Annotated in this window: 13 protein-coding genes and 1 pseudogene; 6 read left to right on the forward strand and 8 right to left on the reverse strand. The window is 29.8% G+C overall.

Annotation, left to right across the window (positions count from 1 at the left end):
- Window positions 1-21: 21 nt before the first annotated feature.
- Together L1S47_RS13160 and L1S47_RS13165 are read right to left on the reverse strand one after the other, a co-directional pair.
- Complete coding sequence (locus L1S47_RS13160) at window positions 22-711, reverse strand: response regulator transcription factor (protein WP_238883995.1); 690 nt, start codon at window positions 709-711, stop codon at window positions 22-24.
- 15 nt (window positions 712-726) lie between these two features.
- The gene (locus L1S47_RS13165; RefSeq protein WP_238883996.1) at window positions 727-1,914 is read right to left on the reverse strand and encodes a cell wall metabolism sensor histidine kinase WalK; all 1,188 of its coding nucleotides are present in this window, start codon (window positions 1,912-1,914) and stop codon (window positions 727-729) included.
- A 230-nt stretch (window positions 1,915-2,144) separates the two neighbouring features.
- On the opposite strand from L1S47_RS13165, the gene L1S47_RS13170 reads away from it, so the two are divergent.
- From L1S47_RS13170 to L1S47_RS13185, 4 genes are all read left to right on the forward strand, one after another.
- On the forward strand, window positions 2,145-3,059 hold the full coding sequence (locus tag L1S47_RS13170) for an ABC transporter ATP-binding protein (protein ID WP_238883997.1): 915 nt from the start codon (window positions 2,145-2,147) through the stop codon (window positions 3,057-3,059).
- On the forward strand, window positions 3,059-3,886 hold the full coding sequence (locus tag L1S47_RS13175) for an ABC transporter permease (RefSeq protein WP_238883998.1): 828 nt from the start codon (window positions 3,059-3,061) through the stop codon (window positions 3,884-3,886). The genes L1S47_RS13170 and L1S47_RS13175 overlap by 1 nt, the downstream gene beginning before the upstream one ends.
- Before the next feature lie 332 nt (window positions 3,887-4,218).
- Window positions 4,219-4,518: a hypothetical protein gene (locus L1S47_RS13180; RefSeq protein ID WP_238883999.1), complete on the forward strand. Its 300-nt coding sequence runs from the start codon at window positions 4,219-4,221 to the stop codon at window positions 4,516-4,518.
- A 71-nt stretch (window positions 4,519-4,589) separates the two neighbouring features.
- Window positions 4,590-5,408, forward strand: a complete 819-nt coding sequence (locus L1S47_RS13185) for a DNRLRE domain-containing protein (protein ID WP_238884000.1) — start codon at window positions 4,590-4,592, stop codon at window positions 5,406-5,408.
- 124 nt (window positions 5,409-5,532) lie between these two features.
- Here L1S47_RS13185 and L1S47_RS13190 read toward each other — a convergent pair whose 3' ends face one another.
- The 6 genes and pseudogenes from L1S47_RS13190 to L1S47_RS13220 all read right to left on the reverse strand — a co-directional run bounded on the left by L1S47_RS13190 (window position 5,533) and on the right by L1S47_RS13220 (window position 12,684).
- Window positions 5,533-7,311 carry a glycosyltransferase gene (locus L1S47_RS13190; RefSeq protein WP_238884001.1) on the reverse strand — a complete coding sequence of 593 codons (1,779 nt, stop codon included), beginning with the start codon at window positions 7,309-7,311 and terminating at the stop codon, window positions 5,533-5,535.
- Window positions 7,312-7,396: 85 nt separating this feature from the next.
- Window positions 7,397-8,076, reverse strand: a pseudogene (locus L1S47_RS20770) (NAD-dependent epimerase/dehydratase family protein).
- Between the two features lie 14 nt (window positions 8,077-8,090).
- Window positions 8,091-8,795, reverse strand: a complete 705-nt coding sequence (locus tag L1S47_RS13205; protein ID WP_238884003.1) for a sugar phosphate nucleotidyltransferase — start codon at window positions 8,793-8,795, stop codon at window positions 8,091-8,093.
- 82 nt (window positions 8,796-8,877) lie between these two features.
- Window positions 8,878-9,996, reverse strand: a complete 1,119-nt coding sequence (locus tag L1S47_RS13210) for a glycosyltransferase (RefSeq protein WP_238884004.1) — start codon at window positions 9,994-9,996, stop codon at window positions 8,878-8,880.
- A 151-nt stretch (window positions 9,997-10,147) separates the two neighbouring features.
- The gene (locus L1S47_RS13215; protein ID WP_238884005.1) at window positions 10,148-11,185 is read right to left on the reverse strand and encodes a hypothetical protein; all 1,038 of its coding nucleotides are present in this window, start codon (window positions 11,183-11,185) and stop codon (window positions 10,148-10,150) included.
- Between the two features lie 11 nt (window positions 11,186-11,196).
- The gene (locus L1S47_RS13220) at window positions 11,197-12,684 is read right to left on the reverse strand and encodes an MBOAT family protein (protein ID WP_238884006.1); all 1,488 of its coding nucleotides are present in this window, start codon (window positions 12,682-12,684) and stop codon (window positions 11,197-11,199) included.
- Between the two features lie 161 nt (window positions 12,685-12,845).
- On the opposite strand from L1S47_RS13220, the gene L1S47_RS13225 reads away from it, so the two are divergent.
- Both L1S47_RS13225 and L1S47_RS13230 read left to right on the forward strand, forming a co-directional pair.
- A complete protein-coding gene (locus tag L1S47_RS13225) occupies window positions 12,846-13,430 on the forward strand; it encodes a DUF6143 family protein (RefSeq protein ID WP_238884007.1) in 585 nt (194 codons plus the stop codon).
- 1 nt (window position 13,431) lies between these two features.
- Window positions 13,432-14,001: a DUF6143 family protein gene (locus L1S47_RS13230; protein WP_238884008.1), complete on the forward strand. Its 570-nt coding sequence runs from the start codon at window positions 13,432-13,434 to the stop codon at window positions 13,999-14,001.
- Window positions 14,002-14,149 lie beyond the last annotated feature (148 nt).

Here is a 14,149-nt window from a genome sequence, read left to right on the forward strand (position 1 = left end):
AAAGCGACTTAGTCGCTTTTTTTATATTTTAAACCTATATCCCGTTCCCCATAAGGTTTCTATAAATTCTGGATTAGATGGATCCTTCTCAATCTTTTTTCTTATTTTTTGTATATGAACTGGTATTGTTGCAGTATCTCCATAATACTCATCGCCCCAGATTCTATCAAAAATATGTTCCTTTGTGAATACGACATTAGGATTTGAAGCAAGAAGTAATAAAATCGCATATTCTTTAGAAGTCATTTGAACCTCTTTTCCATAAACAAATATTCTATGAGAGGATGTGTTTATCTCTAATCCTCTATGAGTTATCAGCTCTGGTTCTGCGATACTAGTACCCTTTAGTCTCTCATATCTATTAATATGGGATTTAACTCTTGCTGTTAGTTCAGCTGGACTAAATGGTTTAGTTAAATAGTCATCAGCTCCAAAATCTAACCCTCTTATCTTATCAATATCTTCTGTTCTTGCTGAAACAACTATTATTGGTATCTCAAATCTCTTTCTTATCTCTTTTATTATTTCATAACCATCCTTACCTGGAAGCATTAAGTCAACTATTATCAAATCATATATCCCCTGCATTGCTAGCTTTAGCCCTTCAACTCCATCATTAACTATTTCAACCTTATATCCATTTAACTGCAAATAATCTCTTTCCATTTCTGCAATATTTATATCATCCTCAATAATTAATATCTGTTTCATAGCTATTTCTCCTCTCTAATTTGTTTTTATAGGAAGTTTAATAGTAAAGCAAGTACCTACACCTTTTTCACTTGCGGCAGTAATTTCTCCACCATGTGCTTCAACTAACTCTTTAGCTATTGCAAGCCCTAACCCAGTACTCATTAAATCTTTAGTTCTAGCATAGTCCACTCTATAAAATCTATCAAATATATATGGAAGCTTATCTTCTGGTATACCTTCACCATTGTCTTCTATATCTATAAATACAAATTCTTTATTACTATATAGCTTTACATTAATCTTTAAGTTATTTTCTGATCCATACTTCACTGAATTTCCAATTATATTTTTAAACACTTGATGTATTCTTTTTCGGTCAATATTAACATAATATTTATCTTGAATTTCATCACTATATGTAAAATCTATATTTCTTTCCTCAAGTTCAAAGTTAAATTCCCCCATTAAATCTTCCATAAAAGCATTTACATTTATATTTTCTAATTGAAGTTCTAACTTTTGCATATCTAACTTAGAAAATAAAAATAAATCATCTATTAGCTTATTCATATAGCCAGCATTGCTATATATTATTTGATGATACTTTTCTATTATCTCTTTAGGCAAATCATTTCTATCTGTCATAGTTTCAATATATCCTTGAATGGATGTTATTGGTGTTTTTAAATCATGTGAAATATTTGCTATTAAAAGTTTTCTATTTTCCTCATACTCCTGCTTTAATCTTTCACCATCTTGCAATTTCTTAGCCATTTCATTAAAAGAATCAATAAGCACATTTATCTCATTACTAGCATCAGAATCAACATAGACTTCATAATTTCCTTTTGCGATTTCCTCCACGCCTAGTTTTAACCTGCTTATAGGTTTAAGAATTCTCTTCTCCAAGCTAACAAGGAAAAGTAATTGCATAATTCCACCTATACCAATTATTGTTGCAACAGTAATACCAATAGATTTCATGCCTAAATTTCTAAATAATATATAGCATATAAAAAGATTAAATATTATGATGAGTGGCCTAGTTAATTTAATATGTCTATGATACCACTGAAAATCATTTCTTCCTCTATATAACTCATGTATTCTTCTTTGAAATTCTCTTTCTAATCTATGCTTCTCTATATGCCTTCTTCTTACTTCTCTCATATGTTTATTCCATCTATTAAAATTATCGTTATATTCGTTCCTATTACTCATCTTTACCCCCTAGATTACTATCAATATATATTAAATTTATTTTATATATAAATAATAAAAATATCTTAAAGCATTTATAAAGATTTTATAAAATCCTTATGCTACTTTCAATCAAATTCTGTTTAAAAACTTTTTATACTTCTTTATAAAATCTTTAAATTTGTTTTAAATTGATTTTAAAATTTACCATTATTATTATCCTGTAAACAGAACAACAGGAGGTTACAAATATGTCAAACATTATTGATGTTAAAAATTTTACTAAGAAATATGGAGATTTTACTGCTGTAGATAATATTTCATTTAATGTGGAAGAAGGCTCTATATTTGCTTTTCTTGGTCCAAATGGTGCTGGGAAAAGTACTACCATTAATACCCTTTGTACAATAATAAATAAGTCAGAAGGAACCCTAAATATTAATGGTTATGAAGTGTCTAAACATAAAGATAAAGTTAGAAATGATATAGGAATAGTTTTTCAGGAGTCTGCACTAGATGGAAAATTAACTGTTGAAGAAAACTTAAAGTTTCACTGTGAATTTTATAATGTTCCTAAGAATGATATTAAAAACAGAATTGATTTTGTATTAGATTTAGTAGATCTTAAAGATTGGCGAAAAGCACCTGTAAATAGCCTTTCAGGCGGTATGAAGAGAAGAGTGGAAATAGCTAGAGGATTGGTTCATTACCCAAAAGTTTTATTTCTAGACGAACCAACAACAGGACTTGATCCTCAAACAAGGGCAAATATATGGGATTATATTTATAAGCTTCAGAAGCAAAAAAATATAACTATCTTCTTAACCACACACTACATGGATGAAGCTGAAATTTGCGATAAGGTTGCTATTATGGATCATGGAAAGATTGTAGCCTTTGACACACCTTCTAATCTTAAAAAGCAATACACTGGTAGCATAACCAAGCTTGAGGTGTTACAAACTTATTTATTAATTGAACATCTAAACATACATTCTATCAAGTATAAACAAGAAGATAATGTATTTACAATTTATTCAAATAACACTACTGAAATTATAGAACTTATAACTAAGTTTAAAGATATAATTGTAGATTTTGAAACAACAAAAGGAACTTTAAATGATGTATTCTTATCTATTACTGGAAAGGAGATCAGAGAATAATGCGCAGAATGATTGCAATTTTAAAAAGAAACTTAACTAACTTTACAAGGGACAGGCTAAGATTATTCTTTTCTATATTTATGTCTTTGTTTTTCCTATTTATATTTTCATTCGTTATGAAATCTAGTACTGTAGGTGTCGAACAACCTTTAAACTATTTAATATCAGGAATTATTATTATGACGGTTTTCCAAGCGGCCTTAAGCAACTCAACTAACATAATAGAAGATATCTCCATGGGATTCATGAAAGAAATTATAGTATCTCCTATACCTAGATGGCAAATATCTATTGGGCAAGTTCTTTCTTCCACTACAATAGCTGTTATCCAAGGTATACTAGTAGTAGTTGTTGCACTATTTATGGGGCTTAACATAGATTTCTTGCAATTTGTAGAAATGGTTGGAGTAATGTTGCTAGTAGGCGTAACCTTCAGCTCCATTGGGGTATTCTTAGCTAGTGTTGCAAAAAGTTCAACTACTTTCCAAATAATGATTACTGCCTTTACTATGCCATTAACATTTTTATCCGGAGCTTATATCCCAACCACTGTTATGCCAAAGTTACTTAGACCTTTTGTCTACATAAATCCATTAACCTATACAACTTCTATATTTAGATATATTACTTTAAAGATGCAAAATCTCTCTTCTGCTGAGCTAGTAAAAGAAGGTGTATCCTTTAACATCAATGGATTTATAATTGAACCTTATATGGGATTATTCATTATCTTATTAATGGGACTTATATTCTTTGTTCTTTGTGTACTTCAATTTAACAAAGCTGATTTTTCAAAAGTTAAGGTCTTTGATCCTCATAAGCAATAGATTCTCTCTTTATACAAATCTGTTTGCTTTAAGTGTTGATAAAATATAACTAAATAGCATCTATATTATTAGATTAACTCGTTTAGAGCCTAATTATCGTAAGATAATTAGGCTCTAATATTATATGTAATTCTTTATCTTGTATTTGAGAAATTTTTTCTGCAAAGATTCTACTTTTATAAATAAACTTATAATAACTTGCATAATTATTAATGTTATCAATTTACTCCTAGATAATTATTAACTTAATATATATGAATATGTAACCTTTTATATACAGTTTCATACACTAATATAGGATAAAAAATAATTAACTAAGGAGATGTGTTTTTATGGCATTAACTGTTAACTTTGATACTCCTCAATCAGCATCAAGCCGTGTTGTTACAGCTTCTGGTTCTGTTGCTGCTGGTTCAATAGGTCATCTAAAAATAATTTTAAATGTTACTACAGGTGCAACTATTAATCGTTCATTTTATAGAGATATAGACTATGATAACTCAGCTGCTACAACTGTAATGACTATTACAAGTGTTCCTTATACCTTAACAATTACTCCAAAGATTCTTACAACAGAAACTGTAAATGAAACTACTGGTGTACTAACATCATGGTCATATACTGAGCCATAAACTATTAAACTTAGCATGGAGGCATAAATACCTCCATGCATTACCCTATAAATAGAAAGGAGGTAAGGAGTTTGTCAAATTTGCTAATCCCAGCTACTAAAAGTTTAACTGTTACAAATAAAATTCCTAATGGAAATATAAATGATGATACAATTCTTGTGGGTAATGATGGCGAATATATTTATCTTAGTTATCTATTTTTTGATATTTCAGCTATACCTAAAGATTCGGTGATTTGTAATGTAGATTTGATTTTATTTAAAACTAATAACTTTTATAATAACAGAACGCCTTTCTATATAAGCCCTTTAAAGGACTTTTTTAGCACCTATACCACTTTTAATAATCGTCCTGAAGTAAACACAGTTATAAGAGGAACCTTTTATCCTTTAACTTCAAAGGTTGCCATTACGACTAATTTGACATATCTTGTTTCATATTGGCTAAAAAATAGAACATCAACTACTTCCATTGCATTGTACTCCAAAGAAAGTAACATTGTTTGCACATTTGGATCAGCAATATCTAAAGACCCCTATCTTACCCCTTTTCTTAATGTATCAATTAGTCAAGCCTCCTACCCTAGCAAAGGAAAAATCATAGGTTGTTTAAATCCATTTCCTAATCCTCAACCTCAACCTCATAGTCTTGAATATGTTGATGTAACTGGACTTGTAGCTCCAGAATCAGTCTATGCATCAGTTGTAAATGTTCAGGTAACAAGAAGTGGAACTGGAAATAAAGATAATTACTATGTTTCTCATATATATGACAATTCTTCAAGTCTCTCTTCTCTATCAGTAAATGCAACTTATACTGTAGCTATAGTCCCACCAATACAACCTGGTGATACTGTAGACGGTGCAGTGTTCGGCTCATACAAAGAATAGAATAAAAAGTTACGTCCTAGTAATCACACATAAATAAAAAGAGGTGCTCAGTCAAAACTATAGCAATGTCCTTAATAGACTCGCACCTTTTTATTCTTATCTATATTAGTTTTCTTCATAAAGATTAACTCATTAACATATTTAACCCTACCCTATCATACACTTCAAATTCTTTTATTGACCTAAGTATTTCTGTTTTCCCTAACTCAATAAATCCTTGATTATAATATAATTTTCCAAGCTCAAGTAAGGCTGATTTATTACTTATCAAATTCAATAAATTTACTGCTATATTGAGATCTTCAAATTTGTCATTTATAAGCAGTACCTCACAAATTTCTAAAATCATTTCAAGGCATTCTGTCTCATTTTCGTCATTAGATATTTCTGAAACTTCCCCATTCATGAAAATATTCATGCACTGTGTATATACTTTTATAAGTTTTTTATTATAATCCGACAAACCCTCACCATTAAGGCTACTTATTAGTTTTAATGCATTTTCATTTTTATTAGTTAATATGCTGCTAAATACTTTATGAACTAAAAAATATATATAATATTTACTCTTTATATCCATGTCCTCAAGGTTTATGCATTCCTCAAATTTACCTGTTCTTACAAGACATCTTACTTTAAGAATGACCATCTCTTCTTTAAGCACTTTTGTTTGTTCATATTTAGTTATATATTCTAATGCCACTTTATAGAGGCCTTGAGAATAGAACAATTCTGCCATAACTTTATCAGCTTCACTATAATTATCTAAAAGCTTCTCAAGTATTTTTTTAATTTCATCTATTGGTGTATTTTTATTTTTTAATATAAATACAATTGAATATATAGGACTGATAAAATCAATATTTATAGCCTTTTCATAGTAATTATATGCAGTCTCATAGTCCTTAAAATTAAAATAAACATTTCCTAATTCATAATAAGCCTTAAAATCACCTACTCCAAATATGCATCTATATTGAATAGGTGACTCCCCTAATTCTATACATTTCTCTAATTCACTAATTTGCTTAATGGGCATATTCATATCCTTGTAAACTAGTGACCTTAAAAAATATAATTCTGTAAACTTAGGATAATGCTCTATTCCAATATTAATAAATTTTAAGGTGGTCTCGTAATCTTTAATTTTATAATTTTCAAAAGCTATCCTAAATATCAACAAATAACTATATCCTTTTCGGGGATTAAATTTTTCATAAGATTTATAATAATGCTGTAAAGCTTTTTCTGAATCATCTAGTCTAGAATATTCAGTTCCTAGATTAAAATGGGCAAATGCATTGTTTGGATTCTTTCTTATTTGCTCTTCTAAGAGATTTATATTTCTATCTTGCTTATTCTTTGTGTATATGCTTTTATTTAAATACCCATAATGATAGATTTTTATATCTTTGCATATTACACCATATTTTTTTTCTGAATAAATTAATTGATTATGAATTTCTCCTTCATAATGTGTTCCCTGATTGTTTTTAAACAACCTTGGATTTAAATTTATATTTATAGACGCTTTATCTATCGAGTCTCCATAATAGCTTAAAGTTTCAAAAAAATAAATAGTATCCTCATTTAACGAACCATCTAATAATTTCTTAAAGTTTTCTACAGATTCATTTCTTAATTCCTCATCTGCATCAAGAATTAGTATCCAATCTTTAGTTGCATATTTTAATGATTCATTTCTGGCTTCACTAAAGCTATTATTCCATTTATAATAATGTATCTTTGCATTAAAACTTTTAGCTATAGCTACAGTTCTATCTGAAGACCCTGTGTCAACAACTATAATTTCATCGACAATATCCTTGGCACTTTCTAAGCAGGTTGCTAAATACTCTTCTTCATCCTTAACAATCATACACAAGCTTACTTCATTACTCACACCATAATCCTCCTAAGCCGCTTATAATAACATTCATACGTATATTATTATGATATGTAGGATTATTACAAAAGTTCTTTAGCTTCTAATCTTGTGCTATATATTTAGTTGTTAACTTATAAAATATTGCCTTAGAATAATCTACAATTTCTCCATCAATTATCTTTTTTATCCCATCTAAAAAAGAATACTTAGGATACCAGTTTAATTCTCTATTAGCTTTTGTTATATCAGCAACAACATCATTCATTTCATTTTTTCTTTGACTATCCTCACAAATTATTTTCTTCTCAATATTTAATATTTCTAGGACAACTTCAATTACTTGCTTTACACTAATTGAATAAAACTCACACAATTGCTCTGCTATATACTTAGAATGCTCATAAGGATTATTCGGACATATAGCCGAAGATTCTGAAATAGGCATGGTTTTAGGTTGCCCGTAGATATATGAACTAATAAATGTTAAATCAATATTATATTCCTTACATAGCCCAATATATTCAAAGTTCCAAAGGAGTTAACTTTATAGAACTCTTCTGGTTGAGTCCAACTCTCTGGAACAAATGCTTTTGCTGCCAAGTAAAAAATATGACTTATCTTTTCAAAATTAAACGTTCTTAAAGTTTCTATACTTGTAATGTCTCCATTTGAAGAATTCAATTCCAAAACATCATATTTTAACTCTATCAATTTTTCTTTTAACCTTCTTCCAATAAACCCATTTGCTCCAGTTAGCACTACTTGTTTCAAATTACTCACCTTCTTTTCTACGCTTATTGAATAGAATCTTTACCTATTTTCGTGAACATCTTAATTGCCTTCTCATAATCATCTGGTCTTCCAATATCTAACCAATATCCATCAAATTCAAAGCTATATATTCTATCACGATTTTGAATCATATCTAATACTAAAGAATCGAGCCCATATGGAATTCCTTTTTTTACATATTCTAATACTTCAGGTTCAAACACATAAATCCCCATACTTACGTCATAGTTATATTCTGGTTTTTCTATAAAACCTGTAATAAGTCTATCGCCATTAAAGCTTAGAACTCCAAAATCAATCTTTGATAATCTTTTATTTGTAGCTATCGTAGCTTTTGCTCTTTTTTTCTTGTGAAATTCTATTAATTTATTAAAATCTATATCCGTAAGTATGTCCCCATTCATTACAATAAAGGTTTCGTTTAAATCTTCTATAAATGCTAATGGTCCAATTGTACTTAATGGCTTTTCTTCATAAATAAAATCTATAGGTATTCCAAACCTCGAGCCATTACCGACATAAGCCTCAATAAGATTTCCAAGATACCCCAATGTTATAGTTACTCTATCGAAACCTGCCTTCTTTAATTTCAAAATTACAAATTCTAATATTGCTATATCTCCAATTGGCATAAGTGGTTTGGGAATTACAGTTGTATATGGTTTAAGCCTCTCGCCTCTTCCCCCGGCCATTATTATTGCTCTCATGAGTTCACCTCTTTATATATTGTAAATATCCGTTTTATAGTACTCCATATTCTCTACGCGCTTCTAAACTATTTGTAGATCCTTATTCCTTATAAATGTTTCCCCATGTATCTATTGTTTTTTCCCAAGAAGCCATATTCCAAATTTTATCCTTGTTTTCTTCACAATTAACTATTAACTTTTCTAAATTCTCAATGGCATATATTACTTTCTCTCCCACATCTTTAACCCTATCTACTTCTAATAAATAAACATCTTCATTTTTAAATATTCCATAAGGTAACCAGCTACCTACTATTACTACATTCCTTGCATAAATATACTCTTGCATGGAACCACTTAACTGATCAGTCGTTTGTACATGGATCATAATATCCGAAATTACTCTAAGCTTTGCTACATCTTCATCACTTAAAAATTCATCTATAATCATATACTTTAATCCTGATTCACTAAGTTTCTCACTTACCTCGTTAACTACAGCCCCATCCCCATATGTCATAGGAAATAGGAAATAACAACTATCCGGTATTTTGTCTTTTATTCTTATTAATGACTCAATTAACAAAATATGATTTTGCGCAGGTGAGGCATTATGCCCGCAAGTTACTATTATAGAGTTTTGTGGACATTTTAGTTCATTCTTAATCTTGTCCTTACCTTCTTTCATAAAACGCTTAATGTAATCTAATTGTATAAGTCCAAATCTACATACAGAAAGTTTTTGACTATATCTGTTATTATAAAAGTTATCAAATTCTTTTAATGTATCTTCATTTCCAAAATTAATATCGTCTGCTACTTCTATTATCTTTTCTTGATATTTTTTGTCTTTATCTATTGTTCTATAAAAATCACTTCCCCACACTGTTACAACTAATTTAGTACATTTTTGCCTAATTTCATTAAATACTTGTCCATAGAATGGTGCTAAAAAATGAATATGAATAATATCATACACTTCAATGTTTCTAAGTATAGCTATCATTTCATCTAGACTTTTATAGATAAAAACTTCATTTAAACTGTCACTTATCCTATCCTTCTTATAATTCTCATCCATAGTTAATAAATCAAATTCAATATCAAAACCAGCCTTTAAATTTATTAAGAAATTTTTAGTATACACTGAAAAAAAGTGACATATTACTAAACATTTTTTTTTATTGTTCTCATGTATTATATTTTCAGAGCTTTCCATTTTTTCTTCTCCTATAGCCTCAGAGTATTATGATTTAATATAGTATATTTATCTAAAAATGAATTGTGCTTATTTTACTTATCTCTAAAATAAGAGAATCCCACTCAAAAGTATTTTTTAAGTAGGATTCTTTTAAATTAAAGTATTATTTTTAATGTTCCATAGCAGCTACATTAGTCTCAGAGTAGTGTTTATAATCTGAATTCCATTTTGCATACCTTATATCACTCCGATGATCTACTAAGCTATAATTTTCTTTTAAGAATTCTCCCAAATCAGTAGTTACTTTATTAGCGCCCCAAATGTTTAGATGCCCTGCATTATTCATATCTGTTTTAAAGTTAAAACCTATTTGTTCAAACTTATCACAGTAATTTATAAATGTTATATTATTATCTTTTGCTATCTCAGACACTTTATTAAACATTTTAGCTGGTTCCCTATTCCAATTGTCACTCCCTGATGTACTTGCATAATCATAAGGAGCATTAGTAAATATAAGTTTGAAGCCTTCTTTTTTAGATAAATCTATAATTTTATATAAATACCTTTCTGCCTTTGGTGGAATAGTCCCTATTTCTTTAGTAGTTATATCCCCTTTTCTATCTTCACCATACATTTCATTACCTGCTGAAAATCCTTTTTGATAATACGAACTTCCAATGTTAAAGCTAAAATCTTGTTTCGTTAGTTCCTTCCATCTATTATGGTACTTAATCATCGGGAAAAGAAAGCTAGCCCACTGATCTTTAGGCGTGGTATTAATGATTGCTTCAACTTTATTTTTTGACAATCTCATATTATCTAGGACGTATCTAACATATCCTTCACTTCCAAATTCATCAGTCAATCCTAAGTAATACAAATCAACTACAACAATAGGATTTTTATGTTTCTTTAATACTTCTTTTAATAAATAATATGTAACATCTATTGGCTGGCCTCCAGTTCCATAATTGAAGCTGCTTATTCCATATTTACTCCACAATATATTAGGATCAATACCCCCATTCATGTGGCTTGAACCTAGCAAAACAACATCATATTGATCATCTATGTTTTCATACAATCCTTGAATCAACTTGCTCCTATGATTTATCTTAATAACAAATATCGAATTTAGAATAGAAATAACAATCGTTAATAAAATACAAAAAATTGACCCCTTTAGAATTGCTTTTCTAATCATTAATATCCCTCCTAAAACTGGGAATAGATAAATTGTTGTGGATTATATCCTTCTCCATATACTCCAAAAACTAATATAAAAATAATACAGCTAAAGTATACAACCCACCTAAATACTGTATTTTGTTCTTCCAGTTTACCTCTCAAGCTCCCTTTTGCTTGCATTACATTTATAATTAATACAATTGCTATACCAAGTATTGATATCAAGAAATCCTTTGAGTCCATACCCAATTTGCTGATAGAATCAGCTGAAAGCTGCCATGGATTAAAATAAGTCATATTTCTAATCATAATTTTCGCTGTGTTGAATGAGTTTGCTCTGAAAAATATCCATGCAAAATTCACTAATATAAATGTCACTAAGACTTGAAGTAGTTTATAGCTAAATACCTCTGTTCGCACCTTGCATATACTAGTGAGTTTCACTTTCATTGGCTTAAATATATCTCCTAGTACTTGATAAGTTCCATGAAGTACGCCCCAGATTATGAAATTTATTGCAGCACCATGCCATAATCCACTTAATAAAAAAACTACCATTAAATTTGTATAGGTCCTTAGTTTACCACATCTATTCCCCCCTAGTGGTATATATAAATAATCCTTAAACCATTCACTTAATGAGATATGCCATCTCCTCCAAAAATCTTTTATAGATCGCGAAAAATACGGTTGTTTGAAGTTATATTTTAATCTAAAACCCATAACCTCTGCCGCTCCAATAGCTATATCTGAGTAAGATGAAAAGTCACAGTATATCTGAAATGTGAAAAATACCGTAGCTATAATTGTTTGGAAGCCTTTATAATTCCCTGGATTACCGTATACAGTATTTACCAGGACTGCTAACCTGTCTGCTACAAATAACTTTTGAAAGAATCCCCATAGCATTAAAAGTAATCCATTTTTTACTCTATCATAATCAAAATAATGTTTTTCATTAAACTGATGTAATAAATTTTTAGACTTCTCTATTGGTCCTGCAACTAATTGAGGAAAAAAAGATACAAATAAGGCGTATTTACCTAGATTTTTTTCAACTTTTACGTCTCCTCTGTAAACATCCATGGTATAACTTAGTGCTTTAAATGTATAAAAGGATATGCCCACTGGCAATAAAAAATCAAAAGTTGGTGTTGCTATTGATATATTAAATAGAGAAAATACTCTTTTTATATTGAAGTTAAAAAAGTTATAGTATTTAAATAAAAATAACACTCCTAAATTAATCATAAAGCTCATAAAAACCCATGTCTTCTTTATCATTCTGGACTTTTTTTCATCACTTATCTTATCTGCATTTTCTATTAATATCCCACTTAAATACGTGACTATAGTTAAAAACCCTAATACTAATGCATATTTAGGACTCCAACACATGTAGAAATAATAGCTAGTTACTAATAACCATACCCATCTAATCTTAAAAGGTATTATGAAGTAAATAATGGTTACAACAGGAAAAAATATTAAAAACCTAATTGAATTAAATATCAAAGTGATATTCCTCCTTAAGTATACAATTGCTTTTCATATGTAATATTCCTAATTTGGTAATTTTTATACTAATATATATCTCACAAATGTTAAATATTTTACATATTATAAGAGAAGAAGGTTTTCCAAAATCTTATATTTTAATGGGGGATGTGATCGAAATGGAAGACTGTACAAATTATAGGAACTCAATTATTTTGCCCAATCCAATAACTCAAGTTGCTAGCATGGCTAACCCTTTATTTTTGTCACTTCAAGGCAAATACTTTGTAGGATATGCTGATAATATGGAGTTTGAAAGTGGAAACATTGCCTGGGCTGGATTAATTAATCCACCTAACTCTGGAGTAAATCTTTTTGCTTTTGTTTGGACAGTTACAAATATTGGAGAAGCTCCACTAATTGCTAGGGTATGGGTTAATGCTACCCCTCCTAGTACCCCAACAAAATCTGAATTCGTTACTCCTGCTAATACTGCTATTCATCCATTGCCTGTGCCAAAAGTATTACTACTCCAAGGAAATAATGCATTAAGTGAACCTGAAGATGGAACTAATGTATATGTAAGAGAAGTTAATCCTGAGGTTACAATTGCTAGTGATGAAAATGGTAGATTGATATTTTCTCCTGGAGGCTCATTAATTGTTACTATATCTTATCCCAAAGGAACAATAGGAACTGGAATGGGACGTGTTGCCTTTGGATGGAGTGAAGAAAAAACTAATGAAAATAGGAGGTGCCTATAGAATGGACTTCTGTAATAAATTCCAAAGCTCTATAAACTTGCCCAATCCAATAACTCAAGTAGCCAGTATGTCCTATGATTTATATCAGTCTATTCAAGGGAATTTTTTCTTAGGATCTACAGATGAATTAATCTTTGGAAATGGAACAAGAGCATGGGCTGGTTTATTTAATCCATTTAACTCAAATGTTAATTTCTTCGTTTATTCTTGGGAAGTAGCGAACACTGGAAATTCTCCAATAAGGGCTCAAATATGGTTTAATAGTTATCCAACAGGCCAACCAATGCGCGTATTGACTGTTGCTCCTGGCAACACAGCTCTATGTCCACTACCAAAACCAAAGGTAAAATTTCTTCAAGCTACTAATGTAACTAGCGAGCCTGAAGATGGCGTCAAAGCTTTTGTTAGAAGAGCTCAAGCCAACACTACAGTTGGAGATGTAGAGTTTGGTAAATTCATATTTGCTCCTGGCGGCTCTTTCTTAATTGATTTATCCAATCCAGAAGCACCTAATGAACCTGCCAAAGCAATTGTTTCCTACACCTGGTTTGAAGAAAAAATTAACTGTTGAATTAAATAAAAATGGGAGGATGCTCACTCATTGTTATAAATGAGAAGCACCCTCTTTTTACTATGTTTTCTTTTAGCAGTGATGTTCGCTGCTTTGACAACTTTTATCCCAAAATAGTAGAATTATTTAATAACATTCTTCCCTGTGG

The organism is Clostridium sp. YIM B02551 (genome assembly GCF_022324735.1).
Classification (GTDB): domain Bacteria; phylum Bacillota; class Clostridia; order Clostridiales; family Clostridiaceae; genus Clostridium_T; species Clostridium_T paridis.

Coding starts and splice junctions, on each gene's coding strand:
- L1S47_RS13225 (WP_238884007.1), top strand. CDS start 12,846: ATGGAAGACTGTACAAATTATAGGAACTCAATTATTTTGCCCAATCCA.
- L1S47_RS13205 (WP_238884003.1), bottom strand. CDS start 8,795: ATGAGAGCAATAATAATGGCCGGGGGAAGAGGCGAGAGGCTTAAACCA.
- L1S47_RS13160 (WP_238883995.1), bottom strand. CDS start 711: ATGAAACAGATATTAATTATTGAGGATGATATAAATATTGCAGAAATG.
- L1S47_RS13210 (WP_238884004.1), bottom strand. CDS start 9,996: ATGGAAAGCTCTGAAAATATAATACATGAGAACAATAAAAAAAAATGT.
- L1S47_RS13170 (WP_238883997.1), top strand. CDS start 2,145: ATGTCAAACATTATTGATGTTAAAAATTTTACTAAGAAATATGGAGAT.
- L1S47_RS13230 (WP_238884008.1), top strand. CDS start 13,432: ATGGACTTCTGTAATAAATTCCAAAGCTCTATAAACTTGCCCAATCCA.
- L1S47_RS13175 (WP_238883998.1), top strand. CDS start 3,059: ATGCGCAGAATGATTGCAATTTTAAAAAGAAACTTAACTAACTTTACA.
- L1S47_RS13165 (WP_238883996.1), bottom strand. CDS start 1,914: ATGAGTAATAGGAACGAATATAACGATAATTTTAATAGATGGAATAAA.
- L1S47_RS13180 (WP_238883999.1), top strand. CDS start 4,219: ATGGCATTAACTGTTAACTTTGATACTCCTCAATCAGCATCAAGCCGT.
- L1S47_RS13215 (WP_238884005.1), bottom strand. CDS start 11,185: ATGATTAGAAAAGCAATTCTAAAGGGGTCAATTTTTTGTATTTTATTA.